This window comes from Micromonospora parva (assembly GCF_000718515.1).
Taxonomy (GTDB): domain Bacteria; phylum Actinomycetota; class Actinomycetes; order Mycobacteriales; family Micromonosporaceae; genus Micromonospora; species Micromonospora parva.
This window is the reverse complement of the sequence record NZ_JNZS01000003.1, coordinates 23,645-46,662: the sequence shown is the minus strand read 5'-3', so window position 1 is coordinate 46,662 and position 23,018 is coordinate 23,645. Positions and strand designations below refer to the sequence as shown.

Here is a 23,018-nt window from a genome sequence, read left to right as displayed (position 1 = left end):
GCCCCGCCAGCTTGATCCACATTCGACCATTTATGGATCCGTATTGATATTTACGGTCATAGATGTAACAGTTGGTTTGGGAGCGTTCCCATTGTGATCTCTCGTACCGAAGAGCGGAGGATGAACAGTGCGTTCACACAAGCCCGATCAATCCGGTGGGCGATCTCGGTCACCCGTCCGTCAGTCCATCCGGGCGGTCGTCCTGCTGTTCGCCATGGTGGTCGGCACACTGCCCTGGGCCGGCGCGGCCCAGGCCCACGGCACCATCATCAACCCGGCCAGCCGGGCCTATCAGTGCTGGAAGACCTGGGGCAACCAGCACATGAACCCAGCCATGCAGCAGCAGGACCCGATGTGCTGGCGGGCGTTCCAGGCCAACCCCGACACCATGTGGAACTGGATGAGCCAGCTGCGGGACGGCCTCGGCGGCCAGTACCAGGCCCGTACCCCGGACGGGCAACTGTGCAGCAACGGCCTCTCCCGGAACGACTCGGTGAACCAGCCCGGAGCGTGGAAGGCGACCAACGTCAGCTCCAACTTCACGGTCCAGCTGTACGACCAGGCCAGCCACGGTGCTGACTTCTTCCGGGTCTACATCACCAAGCAGGGGTTCAACCCGAGCACCCAGAAGGTCGGGTGGGGCAACCTCGACCTGATCGCGACGACCGGGCGCTACGCGCCAGCGCAGAACATCTCGTTCAACGTTTCGGCCTCCGGGCGCTCCGGAAGCCACGTGCTGTTCGTGATCTGGCAGGCGTCGCACCTGGACCAGGCCTACATGTGGTGCAGCGACATCAACATCACCTGATCGGCGAGATCGGCAACCGCAACACAATCCGGCCCAGGACGGTGACGTCCTGGGCCGGATTGTTCCTGGGCCAGAGTCCGGCGCCGACGATCGAACGTGCGGCGTGAAGACGTCGACCCGGCCGGTGTTCAGCCGCAGATCGGCGGCGCGGGCGACTACGGCGTGAGGACCAGTTGGCCGAGTTCCTGGGTGCACCGGGTGAGCGCGACGTACAGGCCGTTCCAGCCGCGCGGTTCAGCGGCGATGCCCTGCGGGTCGACCAGTAGAGTCGCGTCCCATTCCAATCCCTTGGACTGGGTTGCGGTGAGCACCGGCACATCGCTGACCACGGCGAGGAGTTCGGCGACGCGGTCCGCTGGGGCGATGACGCCGACAGTGCCGCCCTGCCACCGTTGCCGTAACCGCCGCACTGCCTCGACGACGGCACCGGAGAGCTCGGCAGGTGTGATCGTGAGTTCCCAGGGGGCGATGCCGGAGGAGCGGACCGCTCGGGGTGGCGTGCCGTGGCTGCCAGCCTTCGCCAGGACCGGTCCGGTGAGGTCCATGACCTCGCGCGGGGTCCGGTAGCAGATGGTGAGTTCGGCAGCGGTCCAGCGGTCTCCGAAGACGGCCCGCACCGCTTGTGCCCAACTGGTGTGCCGGTGCGCTGCCTCGGCCTGGTCGATGTCGCCCACGGCGGTGATGGAGCGGCTGGGGCACCGCCGCAGAACCATCTGCCACTGCATCTCGGACAGCTCCTGCGCCTCGTCGACGACGACGTGGCCGTACACCCAGCCACGCTGTCGCCGGGCGCGGTCGGCGACGAACTCGCCCTGCGGTTGCGGGGTGTCGACCTCGCCGAGCAGTTCAGCGAGGGCGTCGAGCAGAGGGATGTCGCTTGGTGCCCATCCGGCCGGCTCGGCCGAGACGGCGGCGATCTCCTCGGGGGACAGCTGTGGGGCGAACCGGGCCAGCAGGGCGGGATCGGTCAGCAGACCAGCCAGCAGGGTCTCGGCATCGAGGGTGGGCCACCATGCCTCGATGAACCGGGCGACAGCGGCGTTCTCGGCGATGCGGGACCGCAGATGCTCGACCTCCTCCTCGGAGAGCAGCCCGTCGACGTCGCTGCCGGTGGACGTCCGGGGGGCGTGGTGCTCATGCTCCATGCTCTTGTCGACGCGGGCGAGGATGTCCTCGAAGCCCTCCTCCATCTCGTCCATCAGCGCCTCGCGCTGCTCGGCGACGACATCGGCGAGGAGGTGATGCACCTGCTCGGCGAACGCCGCGCGGGCGCGGTGGTACGGGCGTCCCTGTGTCGCCGAGGCGAGCGCCTGTGCCACCGTCGCGGCCGCGATGACGTAGAACTCGCCATCCCAGCGCAACGTCAGCTCGCGGGGCCGGGGGAGTAGTGACGCGACGTAGCTTTCGAGCGTGGCCTGCCAGAGCGCGCGGCCCTTGATCTCGGCGAGAAGCCGGCTCTCGTCGCGACCCACCTGGACGTCGGCCAGCAGGGTGTCGCAGGTCGCCGAGACGACGGCGGTCTCACCGAGCGCGGGCAGCACCTGGGCGATGTACTGGAGGAACCGCGGCGAGGGGCCCAGGACCAGGACCGCCTGTTCGGCCATCTTCCGGTACGTGAACAGCAGGTACGCGACGCGGTGCAGGGCAACCACCGTCTTGCCCGTGCCGGGGCCACCCTGAACGATCAGCGGGCCGGTCGCCTCAGCCCGGATGATGTCGTCCTGTTCCCGTTGCAGTGTGGAGATCGCCGTCGACATACGGCCCGTGCGCCGCTGGTCGAGAGCGGCCAGGAGGGCGCCTTCGCCGACGAGTTCGCCGGTCATGCTCCCGTCCAGCGGCTCGTCGTCCACGCCGACGACTGTTGATCCCGTGGTGCGGATGTGCCGGCGCCGTGCCTGACCCTGTGGGTCGCCGGCCGTCGCGGTGTAGAACGGCCGAGCCGCCGGGGCGCGCCAGTCCACCAGCAGTGGCTCACCGCCCTCGCCCTCGTCGCGGAGACCGATCCGGCCGACGTGCCGCACCGTGCCGTCAAGGCTGTCGAGGCGACCGAAGACCAGCCCGTCCTCTGCTCGCCGTAGCTCGTCGTACTGCCGGCGGAGCATGCGCTGCCGGGCCTGCTCCATCGGGTCCACTGCCGCTGTCGAAAGCTCGACCCGCAGGTGTTCGGCCAGCCTGTCCCGCCGGGCCGTGGCCACATCCAGAAACGCCTGTTCCTCGGCGACCGCGGATCGCAGCGCGGCACCCTCCGCGGTGGCGGTCAGGTGGCCGTCCGACGTTTCGGCACTGACGCCGGCGGTGCTGTTGCTCGGAGCAGAACTGTGGCGCATTCGCGAATCCCCGTATCGGTTCCCCCTCGGCCCGGACGGGCCGCCGTGCATTCGGCGGCAAGCATAGAGTCGGTTGCCATCACCGCCCAGGAAGTCCGCCCGCAGAGACGGTAATCTCAATCCCTTGCAGGTCCCGGGGCTCAGGTGGCCTTTATCCGCTGTGGTCAGCCCAACGTGAAGGTCACGTCGTCGACGTCGAAGGCGGTGACGCCGTTGCCGGCCGTCTCGCTGCCGAGGAAGCTGACCGTCGCGGTGCGCTCGGTCGTCGCCGTCCCACTCGACATGGTGTACTGCCGCCACAGCGCCCCGCCGTCGAAGGCCAGCGAGAACCTCGTCTTCGGCGGTATTCCGGTGACCGCCATTCCGACGTTCAGGTAGTCGCCCCGGCTGATCTCCGTGGTGGTGGTCCGCACCCAGAAGCTGACCGTCAGGTCGCAGTTGGCCGGCACGGTGACGGTGGTACGCAGCAGGTCGCTGCGCGTCACGTCCAGCCCCGCGAAGGTGGCGTACCCGCGCCCGGTGTGTGCGGGCCGGGTCGCGTCGCCGAAGACGACGATGCGGGGGCCGGCGGTCCAGCCTGTCGCGCCGCGCTCGAACCCCGGGTTCGGGTGGATCTGCCCGGCGCAGGGCGGGTCGGCGACCGGCTGGCCGTGGGATGCGCTGCCCGTGGTCAGGAGCAGGGCCGCGGCCACTGCGGTGGTGACGAAGGCTTTCATCAGGTCTCCCCGCGTCAATACATTCGAGATGGTCGATATGTATCGACGATGCGCGATGGACGTGGGCGCGTCAAGCCCTTCCCGAGGTGGGCTCGCACGCGGGGTGACGGGCGACCGGCGCTACCGGCGGCGGCGGGCGTCAGCCTCGGTGTCGAGCAGGTCGTTGAGGGTCAGCGCGGAGTTGATCAGGGAGAGGTGGCTGAACGCCTGCGGATAGTTGCCGATCTGCTCCCCGGTGGCGGCGATCTCCTCGGCATAGAGGCCGAGGTGGTTGCTGAAGGTGAACATCTTCTCGAAGGTGAGTCGGGCGTCGTCGAGGCGGCCGGAACGGGCCAGCGCCTCGACGTACCAGAAGGTGCACATGTTGAAGGTGCCCTCGTGGCCGGGGAGGCCGTCGGGGGAGTGGACCGGGTCGTACCGGTGGACCAGGCTGTCGGAGACCAGCTCGCGTTCGATCGCCAGCAGGGTGGACTGCCACAGGGGGTCGCTCGGCGTCACGAAACCGACCGCCGGCATGGCGAGCAGCGCCGCGTCCAGCACGCTTTCGTCGTACGCCTGCACGAACGTGCCCCGGCCCCGGTGGTATCCGCGGGCCATGACCTGGTCGTAGATGCGGTTGCGTTGTTCGGTCCAGCAGGCCATGTCCCCGGGGCGGCCGGTGCGGGTGGCCAGTCGGATCGCCCGGTCCAGTGCCACCCAGGACATCACCCGGCCGAAGGTGTAGTTGCGGGGGTGGTGCCGGCTCTCCCAGATGCCGGCGTCGGGCTGGTCCCAGTTGCGGCAGAGCCAGTCGACCAGCCGGACGGTGCTCTTCCACACCTGGTGCGAGACACGGATGCCCTGCTCGTCGGCGAGGTGCATGGCGTAGAGCGCCTCGCCGTGGATGTCGAGCTGGAGCTGGTCGGCGGCGCCGTTGCCGATCCGCACCGGGCGTGATCCGCGGTAGCCCTCCAGATGGTCCAGCACCTCCTCGTGCAGGTCCGAGGATCCGTCCACCCGATACATGATCTTCAGTGGATCCTGGTGGTCGCCGGCCTCGCGGATCCGCTCGTCCAGCCAGTTCATGTACCGGCTGACCTCCTCGGTGAAGCCGAGGCCGAGCAGCGCGTGCACGGAGAAGGACGTGTCGCGTACCCAGGTGTAGCGGTAGTCCCAGTTACGGGTTCCGCCGACCAGCTCGGGCAGCGCGGCGGTGGGCGCGGCGATCATCGCGCCGGTCGGCGCGTACGTCATGAGTTTCAGCGTGATGGCCGAGCGCTCGACCATCTCCCGCCAGCGGCCGGTGTAGCGGGAACGCTCGAGCCAGCGCCGCCAGTAGTCCTGGGTCCACTCGAACATCCCCTGGATCTCTTCGGGCGGGAAAATGCGCGGTTCGCTGCCGCCCGTCTCCAGGACCACCCCTCCCGTGTCACCTTCGTTCAGCGTGCCGTACGCGACCAGGTCGCCGCCCTCAAGGTGGATGTCACCCTGCTCGGAGATCAACCGCCGCACGGGGTCGACCGGGTTGAACGTCAACGTCGCCGACCGGCTGCGGAAGACGTAGCCGTCGTGGTGGCGCTCCAGTTGATGCTCGTCGCGGGCGTAGTTGAACCGCGGTCGGCACTCCACCCGGAAGCGCATGCTGCCCCGGACCATGGTGACGAGGCGGACCAGGCGGTGCGCGTCGGTGACCCGCTCGCCGGTGACCGGCATGAAGTCCATCACCTCGGCCACACCGTCGGCGCTGATGAACCGGGTGATCAGGATGGGCGTGCCGGGGAGGTAGAGCTGCTTGGTCACGTACCGCACGTCGTGCGGCGCGATCTGGAAGTAGCCGCCCTTCTCCTTGTCCAGCAGCGCGGCGAAGATGCTCGGCGAGTCGAATCGCGGCGCGCAGAACCAGTCGACAGTTCCGTCACACGTCACCAGCGCGGCGGTCTGCAGATCGCCGATGAGCCCGTGATCCTCGATCGCCGGATAGCTGTCCACGTCTCTCCCCGGTTCGGCGGCGTCCTGCGCATCGAACCTAGGGAAAAGATTGTCGACTTAGGTGAGATTCACGTTCTGCCACCCTGTCGCGTGCGCCGGCGTGCGCCGGCCGTCCGGGCGGCCCGTGACGATCATCGGAGCGCAGGCTCTTACGGAGTGCCCGGGCTCGCCGGGGAGTCGGCGAACCTGGTGACGAGGAGGTCGATTCGTTCCTCCTGGCCGGCTGGGGGGATGCGACCGCTCTCCGACAGGACGGCGATGCCGTGCAGGGCGCCCCAGAGGACTTCGGCGAACAGCTCGCGGCGCTCGTTGGCCGGGGGAAAGCAGCTGACGAACTCGTCGAAGCAGGCTCGCAGCGGGGCCGGTGTCTCGGCGCTCGCGAACGTCAGTTCGGTGGGCAGGATGAACATGGCCTGGTAGAGGGCGGGGCGTTCGGTCGCGAAGTCAAGGTAGGCGCGGCAGACGGCGCGCAGGGCGTGCGCGGGCCCGGGGGCGGCCTGCCGTGCGCGGCGCAGGTGGGTGGCGAGTTCGCCGAACCCGTCCAGGGCGACGGCGCTGACGATGGCGTCCTTGCCGTTGAAGTGGCTGTACAGCACCGGCTGGCTGTACTCGACCCGGTCCGCCAGCCGTCGTGTCGTCACCGCCTCCCAGCCTTCGGTCTCGGCGAGCTCCCGCGCGGCCGTGATGATCAGCTGGTGGCGGTGCGCGCGTTCACGTTCACGGCGCTCGCTGATGGCGGACATGAGCGAATTCTAGCAACGCTAGACATCCTGCCGAAGGCAAACTATCTTCGCTATCGAATCTAGCGACGCTAGATATCCGTCCAGGAGGAGATGCTCATGCTCACCACCATCGCCACCGTGCTCGCCGGCCTGATCGGCGCGGGCATCATCGTCATCGGGGTGCGCGCCTTCTGGGCGCCACAGGCCGCAGTCGGCTTCGGCATCCCCGGCACGCCCACCGAGGACCGCAGCTTCCAGGCATGGCTGACCGTCAAGGCCGTGCGTGACATAGCGTCCGGGCTCTTCGTCTTCATCCTGGTGGCGGGAGCGACACCCGAGCTGCTGGGCTGGTTCATGCTGGCCGCCGCCGGCATACCTGTCGGCGACGCCCTGATCGTGTGGCGCAGCAACGGCCCCAAGGCGATCGTCTTCGGCGTCCACGGGGCCACGGCCGTGGTGATGCTGGCGGTCAGCGTTCTTCTGCTCGTCGCCTGACCACTGCCTGGCGACGGGTCCGCGCGCCCCGCGCCGGCTCGCCCCCCGCGTGGCGCAGGACGAAGCGCCGGCCGTCTGGCCGACTGGGCGTCAGCGGTGCGGGCGGCAGGAGGAGCGGATGACCAGCTCCGTCGGGAGCCGGATGTGGGTGTCGCGCTCGACGCCGGCGATCAGGTCGACGAGCAGGCGCAACGCCTCGGCGCCCATCCGCTGCAGCGGCTGCATGATGGTCGTCAGCGGCGGGTTGACGAGCGCCGACTCCGGCACGTTGTCGAAGCCGATCACCGAGAGGTCGTCGGGCACGCACAGGCCCATGTCGCGGGCCACGGCCATCGTGGATATCGCCGAGAGGTCGTTACCCGCGAAGATCGCGGTCGGCCGGTCCGCGAGGCCGAGAAGCTCCGCGGCCGGGCCGGCCGCGGTCTCGATCCGGAACCCACCGGGGCGGACGAGCCGCTCGTCCACCGGCACGCCGGCTTCGGCCATCGCACTGCGAAAGCCGGCCTCGCGCAGCTGCGCCGACATCAGGTCGGTGCGTCCGCTGATGTGCCCGATCCGGGTGTGGCCGAGGGAGAGCAGGTAGTTGGTCGCCAGCACCGCACCGGCGAAGTTGTCCGAGTCGACGGTGGGTAGGTGGGACGGACCGGTGTGCGGGTCGACGGCCACGACGTGGAAGTTGTTCTCGGTCTCGACCACTGTCGGCGTGACGATCACGGCGCCGTCGATGAGAGTGCCGGAGAGCCGGGCGAGCGAGCGCCGCTCCCATCCGACTGCCGCGCCCTCGCCGTCCCCGCTGGAGTAGGCCAGTAGCTGGTACCCACTGCCCGCGACCTCCTGGGACGCGCCCTTGAGAAGCTCGGTCGAGAACGGCTCGAACTCGGCCAACAGGATGCCGAGCACGTTGGTCCGGTGGCTGCGCAGGCTCTGCGCCCCCAGGCTCGCCTCGTAGCCGAGGTCGTGGATGACCTGCTGGACGCGCTCCACCGTCGCTCGGGCCACGCCGTATCTGCCATTGACGACCTTCGATACGGTCGCGACCGAGACGCCGGCAGTGCGTGCGACATCGGACATCTTGACGCGCTGCTGAAACACCACGTCGATGATGATAGGGCCGCAGTCGACGAGGTGTCGCCGCCGATTCGAAAACGTTATCGATACCGATTGACATCAAGTTACATGACTGTAAAACTTCGCCGCAGGCCGAGTACCGCGACTGAGTAGTCGAGGAGACATCGATGGCAACTAAGCGACGTAGAAGTGCCGTCCTGGCACTGTTGATGACAGGTGTTCTCGTTGCCGCCGGGTGCAGCGGCGGCGGCGAAGAGGCAGCCCCTCAGGGGGAGCTCTACAAGGACCCGGTGACCCTGACCTGGTGGCACAACGCCTCGCAGGACGGGCCCGGCAAGACCTACTGGGAGAAGGTCGCCAAGGACTTCTCCGCACTCCACCCCACGGTCAAGATCGAGATTGAGGCGATCGAGACCAACCAGCTGCAGCGCACCAGGATCCCCGCCGCGCTGCTGAGCAGCGACCCGCCGGACATCTTCATGACCTGGGGCGGCGGTGAGATGACCGAGCAGGTGGAGGCCGACTACCTCAAGGAGGTCACCGACCAGGTCAAGGCCGAGGTCGCCAACATCGGCAGCGCCGCAGAGATCTGGCAGGTGAAGGGCAAGCAGTACGGCCTGCCGTTCCGGATGGGCATCGAGGGCATCTGGTACAACAAGGACATGTTCGCGCAGGCGGGCATCTCGGCTCCGCCGACCACGTTCGAGGAGCTCAACGCAGCTGTCACCAAGCTCAAGGCGATCAACGTCGTTCCGATCGCCGTGGGTGCCGGTGACAAGTGGCCGGCCGCGCACTGGTGGTACAACATGGCGCTGCGCGCCTGCTCGGTCGACACCCTCAAGAAGGCGGCCGCGGAGAAGACCTTCGACGATCCGTGCTTCGTGAAGGCCGGCCAGGACCTGAAGGCGTTCATCGACACCAAGCCGTTCCAGCCCAACTTCATCGCCACGCCGGGCCAGAACGACCCGACCAGCGCCAACGGCATGCTCGCCAACGGCAAGGCCGCGATGGAGCTGATGGGTGACTGGAACCGCGGCACGCTGGACACCGTCGCCACGGACAAGACCAAGCTCGCCTCGTTCCTCGGCTGGTTCCCGGTGCCGGCGATCTCCGGTTCGCCGGGTGACCCGAAGGCGGCCCTCGGTGGTGGCGACGGGTTCTCCTGCTCCAAGAACGCGCCCGCCGAGTGCGTCGAGTTCCTCAAGTACATCGTGAGCCCCGAGGTGCAGAAGGGCTATGCCGAGACCGGCACCGGCCTGCCGGTGGCCAAGGGCGCAGAGGGCGCCGTGAAGGATCCCGCGCTGACGTCCATCCTGCAGGCCACCTCCGGATCGAGTTACGTCCAGCTCTGGTTGGACACGGCCTACGGCAGCACCGTCGGGACCGCGATGAACGACGCGGTCGTCGCCATCTTCGCCGGCAACGGGACGCCTGAGAAGGTCGTCTCGGCGATGAAGGCGGCCGCAAGCAAGTGACCTCCGCCAACCAGATCCGTATGCCCGCCGGCGGCGCTTCCGCGTCGCCGGCGGGCCCCCGCCAGGCTGGGCGCGCGTCCGCCCGCCGCGCCGACAACCGCCGCAAGTGGTACGAGATCATCGGCCTCACCACGCCAGCGATCCTCATCTACGTGATGTTCGTGCTGGTGCCGATGGGCTTCGCGGTCTACTACAGCCTGTTCCGCTGGCGCGGGGTCGGGCCGCCCACCGAGTTCGTCGGCCTGAGGAACTACACCCTCGCCTTCCAGGATCCGATCTTCCTCGACGCGTTGCGCAACAACGCCATCATCGTGTTCGGGTCGCTGCTGATCCAGGGCCCGATCGCCCTGGGCGTCGCCCTGCTGCTCAACCGTCGCTTCCGTGGGCGCGCCGTGTTCCGCCTGCTGGTGTTCGTGCCGTACGTGCTCGCCGAAGTCACCGTCGGCATCATGTGGAAACTGCTCCTGACCGGCGACGGCACCGTTGACGCGCTGCTGCGGTCCCTGGGCATGGGCGGGCTGGTGCAGGCCTGGCTCGCGGACCTGGACGTGGTCATCTGGACCCTGCTGGCCGTCCTCACCTGGAAGTACGTCGGCTTCGCCATCATCCTGCTCCTCGCCGGTCTGTCCAATGTGCCCGACGAGCTGACCGAGGCGGCGTCCATCGACGGCGCGAGCTGGTGGCAGATCCAACGGCACGTCACGATCCCGCTGCTCGGCCCGACGATCCGGATCTGGATGTTCCTGTCCATGATCGGTTCACTGCAGATCTTCGACATGATCTGGGTGACCTCGGTGCCCGCGGTGCGGTCCCTCGGCGCATCGGCCACCATGGCGACCTACATGGTCGACAACGGCTTCTTCGCCCGGCTGTGGGGCTACGGCAACGCCGTGGCGGTAATCCTATTCGTCATCTCCTTCGTGGCGGCGCTGCTGTTCCAGCGGTTCCTGCTCCGCCGCGACATCGAGGGCGCCATCACCGGAAGGGCGAAGTGACGATGGCCGTGAACAGCGTTCTCCCCCAGTCCAACGGGCGTCGTCAGATTTCCTGGGGCACGCCGCTCACCTACGCGATAGCCCTCGCGATCGCTGCGGTGTCGATCGCCCCGGTCATCTACGTGGTCATCGGCGGTTTCCGCACCACCCCGCAGATCGTCGCGGACCCGGCCGGCCTGCCCGACCCGTTCGTCTGGGACAACTACGCCCGGGTGCTGACCCAGAGCAACTTCTGGCGGCAGGCGTTCAACAGTGCAGTCATCGCCCTCGGCACCACGCTGGCCGTGGTCGTGTTCGGCCTGGCCGCCGCGTTCGTGCTCGCCCGCTACCGCTTCCGCGGGCGGGAAGGGCTCTACACCTTCTTCACCCTCGGTCTGCTGTTTCCGGCCGGGGCGGCGATCCTGCCGCTCTACCTCATGCTGCGGGACCTGAACCTGATCAACTCCTACTACGCGGTGATCCTTCCGCAGGTCGCCTTCTCGCTACCACTGACGATCGTGATCCTGCGTCCCTTCCTCTCGGCCATCCCGAGAGAGCTGGAGGACGCCGCCGCCATCGACGGTGCGAGTCGGCTCGGTTTCCTCTGGCGTGTCGCGATGCCGCTGTCGCGGCCCGCGCTCGTCACCGTTGGCGTGCTGGCGTTCGTGGCGAGCTGGAACTCGTTCCTGCTGCCGCTGCTCGTCCTCAGCGACGTCGACCTGCACACCCTGCCGCTGGGCGTGCAGAACTTCTCCAGCCAGTACACCACCGACACGGCAGGCGTCCTCGCCTTCACCTCGCTGGCGATGCTGCCGGCACTGCTGTTCTTCACGCTCGCGGAGAAGCAGATCGTCGGTGGCCTGCAAGGTGCGGTCAAGGGCTGAGCGGCAGCGGTACGAGCACAACCAGAGAGGCACAGCATGACTGAGGTCCACGAGGTGGTGGGCGGGCCGGCGCCGGCTCAGGCAGATCCGAACCACAGCCGACAGGGCGGGCGCGACGGAGGGGATCGCCTCCACGACCTCCTCGGCCGGATGACGATCGAGGAGAAGATCGCCCAGCTCGTCGGCTTCTGGGAGAAGGAGGACGGCGAGGCGGTCGCACCACTGCAGGGGGAGTTCGGCGACAACTCCAAGCTTGAGGACTTCTCCCGGCACGGGCTCGGTCATCTCACCCGCGCCTACGGCACCCGTCCCCAGGATCCGGCGCAACGCGCGTCCTGGCTGTGGAAGTTCCAGCGGGACCTGGTCACCGGGACCCGGCTGGGCATCCCGGCAATCGTCCACGAGGAGTGTCTCACCGGGCTGTCGGTGTGGAAGGCCGCCACCTTCCCCACCCCGCTGGCCTGGGGTGCCGCGTTCAACCCCGAACTGGTCACCGAGATGGCCGCGGCGATCGGCGCCTCGATGCGGACTCTCGGCGTCCACCAGGGGCTCTCCCCGGTGCTCGACGTGATCCGCGACCCCCGCTGGGGTCGGGTGGACGAGTGCATCGCTGAAGACCCGTACCTGGTCGGCACCATCGGCACGTCGTACGTGCGCGGCCTGCAGTCGCAGGGGGTGCACGCCACCCTCAAGCACTTCGTCGGCTACTCCGCCTCGCGCGCCGGGCGCAACTTCGCCCCGGTGCACGCCGGCCGACGGGAACTGGCCGACGTGCTGATGCTGCCGTTCGAGATGGCGATCATCGACGGCGACGCGCGGAGCGTCATGCACTCCTACACCGACATCGACGGGGTGCCCGTCGCCGCCGACCCGACGATGCTGACCGGCATCCTGCGCGACCAGTGGGGCTTCGACGGCACCGTGGTCGCCGACTACTACGGGGTCGCGTTCCTGAACCTGCTGCATCACGTGGCGAGCGACCACGCGGAGGCGGCCGGGCAGGCGTTGACGGCCGGTCTCGACGTCGAGCTGCCGACCGGCGACGCCTATCTGACCCTGCGGGAGTCGGTACGGACCGGCAGGATCGACGAGGCGATCATCGATCGCGCGGTGCTGCGGGTGCTGCGCCAGAAGCTGGACCTGGGCCTGCTCGACGCGACCTTCAGCGACGAGCCGCCGCAGGCTATCGACCTCGACTCACCCGAGCACCGGTCGATCGCCCGCCGGCTCGCCGAGGAATCGATCGTGCTGGTCGCCAACCGGGACGCGCTGCCACTGCCGGCGGGTCGGCGGATGGCCGTCATCGGCCCCAACGCCGATCGGCAGAGTGCGCTCTTCGGGTGCTACTCGTTCCTCAACCACGTCCTCGTCCAGCATCCCGGCGTGGAGACCGGCATCGAGGTGCCGACAGTGCTCGACGCCGTGCGGGTCGAGTTCGGCGACGACCTCGTCACCTGGGCCCGGGGCTGCGACGTGGACAGTGACGACCGGTCCGGCTTCGACGAGGCGGTCGCCACGGCGTCCGCCGCGGACGTCGCCGTCCTGGTCGTCGGCGACCACGCCGGCCTCTTCGGACGCGGCACGGTCGGCGAAGGGTGCGACCGGGACGACCTGGAACTGCCCGGCGTCCAGCGCGAACTGGTCGAGGCGGTGCTGGCCACCGGCACGCCGGTGGTCCTGGTGCTGCTCACCGGGCGGCCGTACACGATCGGTTGGGCGCTGACGCGCTGTGCGGCGGTGGTGCAGGCGTTCTTCCCGGGCGAGGAGGGCGCCGGGGCGATCGCGGGAGTGCTCTCCGGGCGGGTCAACCCGTCGGGCAAGCTGCCGATCACCATGCCCGGGCCGGCCGGGGCGCAGCCCTACTCGTACCTGCACCCCACCCTCGGTCAGGGCAACGAGGTGACCAGCCTGCCGGCGATACCCGTGGCGCCGTTCGGCCACGGGCTGTCCTACACGACGTTCGCGCACACCGATCTCACCGTGTCCGGCACGGTGCCGACCGACGGGGCGATCGGGGTGAGCGTGCGGGTGACGAACACCGGCGCTGTCGCCGGCGACGACGTGGTCCAGCTCTACGGTCGCGACGTGGTCGCCTCGGTGACCAGGCCGTTGGCGCAGCTGCTCGGCTACCAGCGGGTCCACCTGGAGCCGGGTCAGTCCGTCACTGTCGAGCTGACCGTCCCCACCACCCGTCTGGCCTTCTCCGACCGCACGTACACCCGGGTCGTGGAGCCCGGCGAGGTCGAGCTCTGGGTCGGCACCAGCGTGCAGCGCGACACCCAGGCGGTGACCACACTGGTCGGTGACACCGTCCCGGTCACCAACGCCTCCCCACGCTGGACCGTCACCACCATCCGCTGAGACCGGTCCGCCGGCCGTCCCTCCAGGTCGGCCGGCGGACCGCGGTCACTCGGGTGCCGGCTCGCGGCTTCGCCGATCTCGCCCGGCCGGTTCGGTCACGCCGGTGCCGGCGACCCCGCCGTCGCGGCGGTCGTGCCGCGGGCCGAGCTGGCTGATCTCGTACCCGTCGGGGTAGCTCCTGGCCCGGATGCCGTCGGCGAACAAGGCCGTCGCCCGTGGCGCGCCGAACCACCGCTGCGACAGTGAGCGCGTCTTCAGGGCCAGGTGCAACCCCGCCCGGACCGGCCAGGCCGGCGTGTCCACCCGCGTCGCGCGCCGCAGCGGCGCGTCGTACAGGGCACTGACCAGTGCGTCTCCCAGCGGCGCGAGCATCCGGGGGAGCCGGGCGAGCATCAGCATGCGGGTGGCCCGTTCGATGGCCGCCGCGTCGTCGTTGGGTTGCAGGTGAGCCGCGTCGTGCGCGTCGAACCAGGTCTCGAACTCGTCGTACGACGCGGGGATGTCGGTGATGCCCATCCGTCGGCCGAGTTCCCGGTAGAACAGGTACGTGGCGTGCCGTTCGTGGCAGCAGGGTGGGCGCCAACCGTACGCCTGCAACCACCGTGTGGGGATCACGACCAGGCAGCCGAGGACGTAGCGGAAGTCGTCGTTGCTGATGTCGTACGGGCGGTGGATCTGGTTGACGCGCCGCAACGCGTCACGGCCCCGGGGCTGCTCGAAGCCGTTGAGCACCATCTCGTACATCAGCAGGCCGGTGTCGTCGATCCGCTTCTGGGTGCGTTCGGTCAGCTCACCGGTGGCGGCGTGCACAGTGGCGATGGCGGGGACGGAGAAGGACCGGTTGAAGGCGAGGTTGAGCCCGAGCTTCATGTCCCACGGGAACTCGTGGCGCAGCATCGTCTGGTAGATGTCCAGGTAGTCGCGCTCCGGATCGAGAGCGCGGGTACGAGTCAGGTTGTCGTAGCGGCCTCTCATCGGTGGGCGTCTCCCATGGTCGGCCCTGGTGACCGGCGGTTCGGGGCCCCTCCCGGTGCCGGTTCCTCCTCCGGGAGGTGAGCACCCGTCCAGGTGACGGTGGCCAGCCGGGCGCCGAGTAGCCGCCGTGCCCGGGCGGTCTGCCGGGCGTTCGCGTTGACCAGCACCGGCTGCTGCGCGGCGCTGAGGATGGGGAGATCCGACAGCGAGTCGCTGTAGGCCACCCGCCACGGTGGCGTCACCCCGTGGGCGGCGAGCTGCGTTACCTTGGCCGACCCGTGGTTGTGCACGATCAGCTTCGGCCCGCGAATGCGCGAGGCCACGAGCTCGACCTCGGCGAGGCCGATCACGTCGAGCACCGCGCGCGCCAGGGTGTGCTCGCAGGCGGTCACCACGATGACCCGGTCGCCCGCGTCGAGGTGGGACCGGACAGTGCGCAGGCCGGGCCCGATGATCCGCCCCGGCTCTTCGCCGAGGTCCGCGCCGAAGCGTGCGAGCTCTGCGGTCAACTCGTCGGCGTTGCGGCCCGACAAGCCGATCCGGCTCACCCACCGCGCCGCCCACGGACGCGCCGCGGGAACGGCGGCGACGGGCGCGAGGAGGACCAGTAGCGCGACGGCGAGCGGCAGCCGGGCGCTGGCGAAAGCAGTGCGGCGCAGGAACAGGCCGAATGCGTCGCCGCGCAGCAGCACACCGTCAAAGTCCACGATCACCGTGCCGGCGGTCGACGCCCCTGTCGCACTACCGACCACTGTGCCACCGGCGGTTCGCCATCAGTCGAGTGTACGGGCGGCCGGCGTCGGCGGCGGTGTCCGACCGCCCGGCACTCGACGGTGAACCCGCCAGCGACGCTCAGTACGGATATCCGGGAATGTTGAGTCGCACGCTGTACAGCCCGGAGTCGCCCCACGGGCCCGACGTGATGAAGAGGGTCTGCCGGTCGGGACCGCCGAACGCGACGTTTGTCGTGCCGGTGTTACCGGGCCGGATCGTGCCGAGCGGGGTGCCGGCCGGGGAGTAGACGTGCACCAGCGAGTCCCGACCCGAGGTCCAGTAGACGTTGCCGGCGCAGTCGATGGTGCCGCCGTCCGGACCGCCGATGTAGTTCACGAAGACGCTGCGGGCGCCGACGCTGCCGTCGGGCTGGACGACGTACTTGTAGATCTTGTTCTCGGCGTAGGCGCCCACGTACAGTGCGCTCCCGTCCGGCGACAGCGAGATCCCGTTGGGTTGGCGCAACGTGTCGTCCACCAGCGACACCTGCCCGCCGGAGACGCGGAAGACGCTGGTGCGCCCGCTCATCTGGTCGGGCCGGTTGCCGCGCTGGAAGTTCGGGTCGGTGAAGTAGACGACGCCGTCCGATCGGACCGCGACGTCGTTCGGCGAGTTGAACGCCCGGCCCTGGTAGTTGGCCGCGACGGTGCTGCGGGTCCGGTCGCTCAGCCGGTACGCGGAGACGCTGCGCTGGTCGTGGGTGGCCGCGACGAGCTCCTGGGCGTCGGCGGTGAGCGCGAGCCCGTTGCTGCCGGCGTTGGCGATGAACGTGTCGAAGGTCGCCGGCGGGGTGAACCGGCGGATCGTCGACGGCTGGACGTTGTACGGCCCGGTGCCGGCGGTCATGTCGGACATCAGCAGGTAGCCACCGTCAGCGACCCAGACCGGCCCTTCGAGGAAGGTGAACCCGCCCCGGATCCGCGGAGCCGTCACGGTGCTCGCCGGCAGCGGCGGACCGTAACTGACGCCGGTTGGGCAGGCCCCGGGCGGTGCGCCGGGCGGACCGGCGAGTGCGGCGTGCGCGCTGGCCTGCGCGGCGTGGACGGCAGCACCGGCGGGCACTGTGGTGGTGGTGACCGCGAGGCACAGGCCAGCCAGCGCGGCAAGGGTGGGACGCCAGGTCATCGAACACTCCAATCGGCGTCGAGGGTGGCGATGGCCGGCGTGCAAGGTCGGGGGCTGGCACGGCGTGAGGACGGGGCCGTCGACGTGAATATTCGGGAGCCTAAATCATGAAGCAGTGGTCCGCAGCGGTTTTGCCGGCAGATATTTCGAAGCGGATCCGGTTTGTAGACAAAGGCGCTGGTCAATGCGAAAAGGGGCCCGTGGAATAGTTCCGAGCGGACCACAGTGGAGTGTCCGGCGGTGGTCCGGGACACCGGGCCGGGACGTGGCGCAATAGGGTTGGGCCATGACCGGCCTGCTCAGTGGTGCCCGAACCGCAGCCAATCCGCTCCGTCAGCTCACGATCGACCAGCTCCGGCAGCGGACCAGCCTCAAGTGGCGGGAACACCCCGACGACGTGCTGCCGCTCTGGGTGGCGGAGATGGACGTGCCCCTGGCCGAGCCGGTCGCACTGGCGATCACCGACGCCGTCGCGCGCGGCGACACCGGCTACACCGCCGGCACGGCGTACCCGCAGGCGTTGGCGGAGTTCGCGCGGCGGCGGTGGGGCTGGGACGGGCTGGTCGTGGAGCGCACCGCACTGGTGCCCGACGTGATGCACGGCGTCGTCGAGGCGCTGCGCCTGGTCACCGAACCGGGGGACGCGGTGGTCGTCAACTGCCCGGTCTACCCGCCGTTCTACGAGTCCGTGGCGCACGCCGACCGCCGGATCGTGGAGGCGCCGCTCGGCGAGGACCTGCGGATCGACCTCGGCACGCTGGAGGAAGCGTTCCGGCGGGCCCGCGCCGGTGGACGGCCGGCGGCGTACCTGCTGTGCAGCCCGCACAACCCGACCGGCGTCGTGCACACCGCGGCCGAGCTGACCGCCGTCGCCGACCTCGCCGAGCGGCACGGGGTGCGGGTGGTCGCCGACGAGATCCACGCGCCGGTGGTGGCCGGCGGAGCGCGGTTCGTGCCGTACCTCTCGGTGCCCGGCGCGGAGAACGGCCTGTCGCTGATGTCCGCCTCCAAGGGATGGAACCTGTCCGGCCTGCGCGGCGGGCTCCTCGTCGCCGGCCCGGCCGCGGCCGGGGACCTCGCTCGCGTCCCGTTCGGGGTCAGCGTCAGCACCAGCCACCTCGGCGTGATCGCCCACACCGCAGCCTTCCGCGACGGCGGCGAATGGCTCGATTCCCTGCTGACCGGCCTGGACGACAACCGTCGGCTGCTTGCCGACCTGCTCGCCGAGCACCTGCCGGCCGTCCGCTACCAACCCGGTCAGGGCACCTACCTGGCCTGGCTCGACTGCCGGGCGCTGGGCCTCGGCGACGACCCGGCCACCGTGTTCCTCGACAGTGCCCGGGTGGCGCTCAACTCCGGGTTGGCGTTCGGCACCGGCGGTGATGGGCACGTCCGACTGAACCTGGCCACCGCGCCGGAGCTCATCACCGAGGCGGTACGCCGGATGGCCGGCGTCGTCGGCTGAGACCGGCACGGATGTCGGTAGGTCGCTCTACGGGCCAGCGGGGCCCGCAGGCTCACCACCGCACTGGCCGGCCGACCCACTGATCCGCGTTCCGCCGGGCCGGGACACCCCCGGCCCGGCCGAGTGGTCCGCCTTCCGACCGTACTTCGCGGGGGACGCAACCTGATGGTCGTCCGGCCCCGTCGAGCTTGCGGAGGAGGGAGCCTTGATGGTGGATGCCGAGGGTGAGTTCGTGGAGTACGTCTCCGCGCGACTGCCGCGCCTGCATCGGACCGCGTTCCTGATGTGCGGTGACGCCCATCTGGCTGACGACGTGGTGCAGCAGACGATCACGTCGCTCTACGTGAACTGGCGCCGGGTCAGCCGGGCCGACAACGTCGACGCGTACGTCCATCGGATGCTGGTGCACAAGCTCGTCGATGAGAAGCGCCTGAGCTGGGCGAAGGTCCGGTTGTTGGGGTCTGCGCCGGTGCCGGAGCGCTCACCGGCGACCCCGCATGACGACCTGGCCGAGCGGGACAGCCTGCTCGCGGCGCTCGCCCGTCTGCCGCGCGGCCAGCGCACAGTGCTGGTCCTGCGGTTCCTGTGCGACCTGTCGCTGGCCGACACGGCCGCCGCGATGGGCTGCTCCGAAGGCAACGTGAAGGCGCAGACGGCCCGGGCTCTGGCGGCTGTTCGCCAGGTGCTCGACGTCGCCGAGATGTCAGCGAGGAGTCCGAGATGACCACCGTGGACGATCAGCGGATCGCGGCGCTGCTGCGGTCGGTGTCGGTTCCCGAGCCGCGGGTCGACGTGAGCCGGGCCGTCCGCGACGGCCGGCGCCGCCGCCAGCGGCGCCGCGTCGCCGGAGTCGCCGCCCTGACGGTGCTGGCCGGGGTCGGCGTCGTGGGTGCCGTTCAGGTCGGCGGGACCGCCAACTCGCCGGCGCCGACCACGCCGGCACTCGCGGTGTCGCCAGCCGCTACCGGGTCGGCCGCCCCCCGCCCGCCAGTCACCTGCCAGGCGTCGTGGTTGTCGCAGCCGATCGACGGTCCGGTCGCGGTGGCCGTCGGAGTCGACCCCACCGGGCGGTACGTCGTCGGCGACATCGGCACCGGGCAGGAGGACGGGCGGGTTGTGCTGTGGACCGACGGCAGGCCGGTCGTCCTGCCGAAGACCGCACGGCACGCGGCAGCGGTCAACGCCAGCGGCCATGTGGTGGGCACCGACGGCGACGGCACCGGCTGGGTGTACCGGGACGGGAAGCTGCGTCCCCTGGCCACCCCGCCCGGCTTTGACGCGGTGCTCGTGCACGCGGTCAACGCCCGGGGTGACATCGTCGGGACGGCCCGCAGGTCGGACGACTCGCACCAGGCTGTGCGGTGGTCGACGGCGCAGCCCCAGACGTACCGGCTGATCGGCCAGCGGGGGTCGACCGCGACCGGGATCACCGACGACGGCACGATCGTCGGCGAGCTGGACCAGCAGCCCTACCGGTGGACGCCGCAGGGTGTCGGTGCGGCGCTGGCGGTGCCCGAGGGCTACCCCCGGGCGTCGGTCGAATCGGCGCGGGGTGAGTGGGCGATCGGGATGGTTCCGGGCGGCAGCAACGGCGGCGCCGTGCAGATGCTGCCGGTGCGGTGGAACCTCACCACCGCGGCGGTGAGCCTGTTGCCCTTCCCCGGGGCGAGCGGCATCTCCGCCGAGGGTGAGGTGCTCATCGGCGACGGCGCGCCGCTGATCGTCGCCCCGGACGGCACCTCCCGCCGGCTGCCGGGCCGACCCGAGGTCCGCGCGACCGAGCCGGGCACGTACACGGCGGAGGGGATCAGCGACGACGGTCTGACGGTGGTCGGGGCCGTCTACGAGAACCAGGCGTACCGGCCGCTGGTGTGGCGCTGCGGACGTTGACGGTTTGAGCGGCCCCGTTCACCGTCGCGGTGGGGGACTGCCGGGGAGCGTGCCTCCGGGTCGTTTCAACCGACCGGGCCCGTGGGTACGCTCCCACCCGGCTGATCACCCGATCGACGGAGACTCCTCGTGATTATGGCGCTGCTGCTCGACCTCGCCAACATCGTCGGTGGCTTCCTGCTCGCCGTGGCGCTGCTGCGGCTGCTGCCGCGGGTCGGCGACGACCTGGGCCGCCTCGCCGGTCGGGCCGCCCCGATCGCGTGGGTGGTCGGCGTCGTGGCGTTGGTGACCGGCGGCTACTACCTCATCGTCCACCTGGTCTCCGGGCCCCGGGTGTTCCACTTCGAGGTGGTGGGCATCGGGGTGGGGCTCGCCCTGCTGTGGAGCCGGCTGACCGGTCGGCCGACGCCGCGCGACGGGCAGTCGGACGGCGCCACCGGAGTCCGGCTGTTGCTCGCGATCTTCGGCCTCATCGCGATCGTCGTCGGCGTCCAGGGACTGTTCACCCCGGACGGCTGAGGCTCACCGGCTCAGGCGATGGTGGACGGTCGCGGTGCCCTGGTGACCACGGCGCTGGCGAGCAGAAGCGCCACCGCTGGGAGGAACGCGCCACCGATGCCCAGCCCGAGCAGCAGCCCCCAGCCGGTGATGACGAGCGCGGCCACCAGGTCGGCGGCCACTGTCAGCCGACCGAACCGCTGCGCGAGGACGGGCAGCACCGCCGCGACGACGGGGACGCCGAGCAGATAACCGGCCGCGGCGCCCGAGTCATCCACTGTGAACGGAGCCAACGCGGCGGCCACCAGCACGGTGATCGCCAGGGCCGACCAGCGGAGCACCGACCGGGTGTCGGCCGGCCTGCGGAGCAGGACCACGAGACCGACGAGCAGGACGCCCACGACGGCCCCGACGCTCACCACACCGATCATGATGCTCTCCTCGACCGCCGCAGGTGGTGTCTCATCGAAGACGGCGGATCGTCGTCTCTGCGTCCACCATACGGCTGCCCCGGCCACCGGCACGAGGTCAGAACATCAGGCGCGTCCGTGCCGGGTCTGGGCGGTGTCAGCCGGCGTCCAGCACCTCCCGCAGCCGCGCGGCGAACTCCTCGGGTTTGCCCGCGTAGCCGAACTCGCCGCCGAGGAACCCGCCGTGGTGGCTCGGGAACACCACGGCCTCCTGGCCGAGCAGCGCCGCGAGGCCCAGTGCGGTGCGGGCGGTGTACGTCCCGGCCGACTCTTCGCCGACCGCGACCACGATCCGGGTGGGCGCGGCGGTGAGCACCTCCGCGTCGGGGCGGTAGTCGGTGATCGCCCACGAGTTCTGCGACAGCAGCGGATCGTCGCGGCTGCCGTCGTCGTCGGCGGTCAAGCCGAACATCGCAGGGTCAGGGGTGGGCTGGGCGAAGTAGGCGTCGGTGAACTCGCCCTGCCAGGAGGTCATCGCGATGAACGCGGCCATCCCCGCGCCCGAGCCCTTCGCCTGGTACGCCTCGTAGAAGCCGGCCCGGGCGCGCTCGGCGGCCGTGGCGTCGGGGAGCACGGCGTTGATCGGCGGTTCGTGCGCCACCAGGGTGGCGACGTCGCCGGGATGGGTGGCGACCAGTTCGAGGGCGGTCACCGCGCCGCCGCTGCTGGCGAAGAGGTCGACCGGACCGACGTCGAGCGCCTCGACGAGCGCGTGCAGGTCGGCCGCCTGCTGCTGCGGCGTGTGGTCGGACCGACCGTCAGTGCGGACGCTGCGGCCCAGGCCACGCGGGTCGTAGGTGAGGACCGTGCGGTCCGTGAAGTGCGGGGCGAGGGCGGTGAAGCCCTCCGCGGTCATCGGCTGGCCGATCAGGAGCAGCGCACGATGGGCGCCGGTGGGAGGTAGCGGGCCGCGGACGTCGTAGACCAGGTCGACGCCGGGAATGTCCAGGGTGTGTGTCTGGATGTCCTGCATCCGATGAGACTACGGCCGGCCAGGGGAAATCGGCGGCGGCTGGCGGAGCGCGTCGTCGATGATGCCGGGCATCCGCCGGGCCACTCCCGCGAGGAGGTCCGCGACCTGGACGCGCGGGTCGTCGCGGGAGTCGACCATCACCAGCCCCGCCAGGGGTGACACCCCGGTCGGCAACGCGGCAGCCCGGTTGCCGCCGGCCGCCGACGCGTCGCCGTTGGCGGCCAACACCCGCTGAAGCCGGGTCAGCCGGTCGGCCGTCAGGGCACTCTGCTCGTCGTGGGTCACCAGCACCTGCCGCTGGCCGCCGCTCCAGGACAGGACCGTTTCGGCCAGCGCCGGCAGCAGCGGTTCCAGCGGGGGAGGGACCGTGCGGTCGTCGGCGTCGAGTCTGGCCACCACGGCCCGCACCTGGTTCGGGCGGAGCCCGCCGAGGACGGCGTCGGCCACCGTGCCGAGGCCGTGTCGCCGCAGCGCGTCCCGGGCCTGGAAGAACCGCCGCACCGTCTGGTCGACCGGAAGCCGCCGCTTCATCCGGACCAGATCGACGAACGCCGACAGGAAGGCAGTCCAGTCGCTTCCGGTCGAGCGCCCGGCCGCGTACAGGGCGAGAGCGGCCGGATGGTGCTCGCGAGCCAGGCGGGTGCCGGCCGCGTACGACGGCTCGGTCAGCAGGAAGTCCACGATCCGGGTGACGAGGAAGAACTCCTTGTCGATGAGGTGGACGTGCGCGCGGCCGGCCAGCGTCGCCAGGAACCACTCCAGTGCCTCCTGCGCGCCGGAGCCGCGCAGGAACCGGCCGGACTTGAGCTCGTGCGGCGCGAACCGGAACCCGGACCGTAGGGCGGTGATGATCGCGACCGCCTCGTCGGCGGCCAGGTCGACGCTCGCGTGCGTGATCACCGGGGCGGTCGAGTGCAGCAGGTTCGTACCCGAGAATCCCGACTCGTCGCAGGCGATCCGCACGACGGCCCCGACCACCACCGCGCCGCCCGGCGGTAGTCCGCCTTGGAGGGGCGATCTCACCGCCGTCCTCCCGCCATGCCGCCCATG

Annotated in this window: 21 protein-coding genes; 10 read left to right on the top strand and 11 right to left on the bottom strand. The window is 70.2% G+C overall.

All coding sequences use genetic code 11. The annotated features are described in order from the left end of the window. Positions 1-127: 127 nt before the first annotated feature. Complete coding sequence (locus IF22_RS0103440) at positions 128-808, top strand: lytic polysaccharide monooxygenase auxiliary activity family 9 protein (protein WP_030328289.1); 681 nt, start codon at positions 128-130, stop codon at positions 806-808. Between the two features lie 155 nt (positions 809-963). Here the strand turns inward: IF22_RS0103440 and IF22_RS0103435 are convergent, their stop codons facing one another. The 4 genes from IF22_RS0103435 to IF22_RS0103420 all read right to left on the bottom strand — a co-directional run bounded on the left by IF22_RS0103435 (position 964) and on the right by IF22_RS0103420 (position 6,562). Then, positions 964-3,135, bottom strand: a complete 2,172-nt coding sequence (locus IF22_RS0103435) for a HelD family protein (RefSeq protein ID WP_081883673.1) — start codon at positions 3,133-3,135, stop codon at positions 964-966. A 164-nt stretch (positions 3,136-3,299) separates the two neighbouring features. Continuing rightward, positions 3,300-3,851, bottom strand: a complete 552-nt coding sequence (locus IF22_RS0103430; protein ID WP_030328286.1) for a hypothetical protein — start codon at positions 3,849-3,851, stop codon at positions 3,300-3,302. A gap of 120 nt (positions 3,852-3,971) precedes the next feature. Then, positions 3,972-5,819 (bottom strand): glycoside hydrolase family 15 protein, encoded by a 1,848-nt coding sequence (locus IF22_RS0103425; protein WP_030328284.1) that lies wholly within the window; start codon positions 5,817-5,819, stop codon positions 3,972-3,974. A 149-nt stretch (positions 5,820-5,968) separates the two neighbouring features. After that, positions 5,969-6,562, bottom strand: a complete 594-nt coding sequence (locus tag IF22_RS0103420) for a TetR/AcrR family transcriptional regulator (RefSeq protein ID WP_036410724.1) — start codon at positions 6,560-6,562, stop codon at positions 5,969-5,971. A gap of 96 nt (positions 6,563-6,658) precedes the next feature. On the opposite strand from IF22_RS0103420, the gene IF22_RS0103415 reads away from it, so the two are divergent. After that, the gene (locus tag IF22_RS0103415) at positions 6,659-7,036 is read left to right on the top strand and encodes a DUF4267 domain-containing protein (protein WP_030328280.1); all 378 of its coding nucleotides are present in this window, start codon (positions 6,659-6,661) and stop codon (positions 7,034-7,036) included. 90 nt (positions 7,037-7,126) lie between these two features. Here the strand turns inward: IF22_RS0103415 and IF22_RS0103410 are convergent, their stop codons facing one another. After that, a complete protein-coding gene (locus IF22_RS0103410; RefSeq protein WP_030328278.1) occupies positions 7,127-8,107 on the bottom strand; it encodes a LacI family DNA-binding transcriptional regulator in 981 nt (326 codons plus the stop codon). 287 nt (positions 8,108-8,394) lie between these two features. Here IF22_RS0103410 and IF22_RS0103405 point away from each other — a divergent pair, with 287 nt between their 5' ends. From IF22_RS0103405 to IF22_RS0103390, 4 genes are read left to right on the top strand one after another with little or no spacing between them, the layout of a single operon-like run. Continuing rightward, positions 8,395-9,579 (top strand): extracellular solute-binding protein, encoded by a 1,185-nt coding sequence (locus IF22_RS0103405; protein WP_245233506.1) that lies wholly within the window; start codon positions 8,395-8,397, stop codon positions 9,577-9,579. Next, a complete protein-coding gene (locus IF22_RS0103400) occupies positions 9,576-10,574 on the top strand; it encodes a carbohydrate ABC transporter permease (RefSeq protein ID WP_030328275.1) in 999 nt (332 codons plus the stop codon). Before IF22_RS0103405 ends, IF22_RS0103400 begins: the two co-directional genes overlap by 4 nt. After that, positions 10,571-11,437, top strand: a complete 867-nt coding sequence (locus IF22_RS0103395) for a carbohydrate ABC transporter permease (RefSeq protein ID WP_036410721.1) — start codon at positions 10,571-10,573, stop codon at positions 11,435-11,437. Before IF22_RS0103400 ends, IF22_RS0103395 begins: the two co-directional genes overlap by 4 nt. A 36-nt stretch (positions 11,438-11,473) precedes the next feature. Continuing rightward, on the top strand, positions 11,474-13,798 hold the full coding sequence (locus tag IF22_RS0103390) for a beta-xylosidase/alpha-l-arabinosidase (RefSeq protein ID WP_030328271.1): 2,325 nt from the start codon (positions 11,474-11,476) through the stop codon (positions 13,796-13,798). Positions 13,799-13,843: 45 nt separating this feature from the next. On the opposite strand, the gene IF22_RS0103385 is transcribed toward IF22_RS0103390, so the two are convergent. The 3 genes from IF22_RS0103385 to IF22_RS0103375 form a co-directional block, all read right to left on the bottom strand. Beyond that, the gene (locus IF22_RS0103385; RefSeq protein ID WP_245233505.1) at positions 13,844-14,773 is read right to left on the bottom strand and encodes an oxygenase MpaB family protein; all 930 of its coding nucleotides are present in this window, start codon (positions 14,771-14,773) and stop codon (positions 13,844-13,846) included. Further along, positions 14,770-15,480 carry a haloacid dehalogenase-like hydrolase gene (locus IF22_RS0103380; RefSeq protein ID WP_167337267.1) on the bottom strand — a complete coding sequence of 237 codons (711 nt, stop codon included), beginning with the start codon at positions 15,478-15,480 and terminating at the stop codon, positions 14,770-14,772. Before IF22_RS0103380 ends, IF22_RS0103385 begins: the two co-directional genes overlap by 4 nt. A 145-nt stretch (positions 15,481-15,625) precedes the next feature. Continuing rightward, complete coding sequence (locus tag IF22_RS0103375) at positions 15,626-16,672, bottom strand: SMP-30/gluconolactonase/LRE family protein (protein ID WP_030328265.1); 1,047 nt, start codon at positions 16,670-16,672, stop codon at positions 15,626-15,628. Positions 16,673-16,958: 286 nt separating this feature from the next. Between IF22_RS0103375 and IF22_RS0103370 the strand changes: the two genes are divergently transcribed. From IF22_RS0103370 to IF22_RS0103355, 4 genes are all read left to right on the top strand, one after another. After that, positions 16,959-18,137: a MalY/PatB family protein gene (locus IF22_RS0103370; protein WP_051708141.1), complete on the top strand. Its 1,179-nt coding sequence runs from the start codon at positions 16,959-16,961 to the stop codon at positions 18,135-18,137. Positions 18,138-18,345: 208 nt separating this feature from the next. Further along, complete coding sequence (locus IF22_RS0103365; protein ID WP_030328261.1) at positions 18,346-18,861, top strand: SigE family RNA polymerase sigma factor; 516 nt, start codon at positions 18,346-18,348, stop codon at positions 18,859-18,861. Next, positions 18,858-20,027 carry a hypothetical protein gene (locus IF22_RS0103360; RefSeq protein ID WP_030328259.1) on the top strand — a complete coding sequence of 390 codons (1,170 nt, stop codon included), beginning with the start codon at positions 18,858-18,860 and terminating at the stop codon, positions 20,025-20,027. The genes IF22_RS0103365 and IF22_RS0103360 overlap by 4 nt, the downstream gene beginning before the upstream one ends. 135 nt (positions 20,028-20,162) lie before the next feature. Then, entirely contained in the window at positions 20,163-20,546 is a 384-nt protein-coding gene (locus tag IF22_RS0103355) for a hypothetical protein (protein WP_245233524.1), read from the top strand. A gap of 11 nt (positions 20,547-20,557) precedes the next feature. Here IF22_RS0103355 and IF22_RS0103350 read toward each other — a convergent pair whose 3' ends face one another. The 3 genes from IF22_RS0103350 to IF22_RS0103340 form a co-directional block, all read right to left on the bottom strand. Then, on the bottom strand, positions 20,558-20,956 hold the full coding sequence (locus tag IF22_RS0103350; protein ID WP_036410719.1) for a hypothetical protein: 399 nt from the start codon (positions 20,954-20,956) through the stop codon (positions 20,558-20,560). Between the two features lie 136 nt (positions 20,957-21,092). Next, positions 21,093-21,968, bottom strand: coding sequence for an alpha/beta fold hydrolase (locus IF22_RS0103345; RefSeq protein WP_209444473.1), 876 nt, complete (start codon positions 21,966-21,968; stop codon positions 21,093-21,095). Positions 21,969-21,977: 9 nt separating this feature from the next. Beyond that, on the bottom strand, positions 21,978-22,991 hold the full coding sequence (locus tag IF22_RS0103340; RefSeq protein WP_209444472.1) for a hypothetical protein: 1,014 nt from the start codon (positions 22,989-22,991) through the stop codon (positions 21,978-21,980). Between the last annotated feature and the right edge of the window lie 27 nt (positions 22,992-23,018).

Bases quoted from the DNA above. Each gene is read 5' to 3' on its own strand.
- IF22_RS0103410 (WP_030328278.1), bottom strand. From the start codon at position 8,107: ATGTCCGATGTCGCACGCACTGCCGGCGTCTCGGTCGCGACCGTATCG.
- IF22_RS0103355 (WP_245233524.1), top strand. From the start codon at position 20,163: ATGGCGCTGCTGCTCGACCTCGCCAACATCGTCGGTGGCTTCCTGCTC.
- IF22_RS0103385 (WP_245233505.1), bottom strand. From the start codon at position 14,773: ATGAGAGGCCGCTACGACAACCTGACTCGTACCCGCGCTCTCGATCCG.
- IF22_RS0103415 (WP_030328280.1), top strand. From the start codon at position 6,659: ATGCTCACCACCATCGCCACCGTGCTCGCCGGCCTGATCGGCGCGGGC.
- IF22_RS0103350 (WP_036410719.1), bottom strand. From the start codon at position 20,956: ATGATCGGTGTGGTGAGCGTCGGGGCCGTCGTGGGCGTCCTGCTCGTC.
- IF22_RS0103375 (WP_030328265.1), bottom strand. From the start codon at position 16,672: ATGACCTGGCGTCCCACCCTTGCCGCGCTGGCTGGCCTGTGCCTCGCG.
- IF22_RS0103370 (WP_051708141.1), top strand. From the start codon at position 16,959: ATGACCGGCCTGCTCAGTGGTGCCCGAACCGCAGCCAATCCGCTCCGT.
- IF22_RS0103365 (WP_030328261.1), top strand. From the start codon at position 18,346: ATGGTGGATGCCGAGGGTGAGTTCGTGGAGTACGTCTCCGCGCGACTG.
- IF22_RS0103390 (WP_030328271.1), top strand. From the start codon at position 11,474: ATGACTGAGGTCCACGAGGTGGTGGGCGGGCCGGCGCCGGCTCAGGCA.
- IF22_RS0103345 (WP_209444473.1), bottom strand. From the start codon at position 21,968: ATGCAGGACATCCAGACACACACCCTGGACATTCCCGGCGTCGACCTG.
- IF22_RS0103360 (WP_030328259.1), top strand. From the start codon at position 18,858: ATGACCACCGTGGACGATCAGCGGATCGCGGCGCTGCTGCGGTCGGTG.
- IF22_RS0103435 (WP_081883673.1), bottom strand. From the start codon at position 3,135: ATGCGCCACAGTTCTGCTCCGAGCAACAGCACCGCCGGCGTCAGTGCC.
- IF22_RS0103430 (WP_030328286.1), bottom strand. From the start codon at position 3,851: ATGAAAGCCTTCGTCACCACCGCAGTGGCCGCGGCCCTGCTCCTGACC.
- IF22_RS0103420 (WP_036410724.1), bottom strand. From the start codon at position 6,562: ATGTCCGCCATCAGCGAGCGCCGTGAACGTGAACGCGCGCACCGCCAC.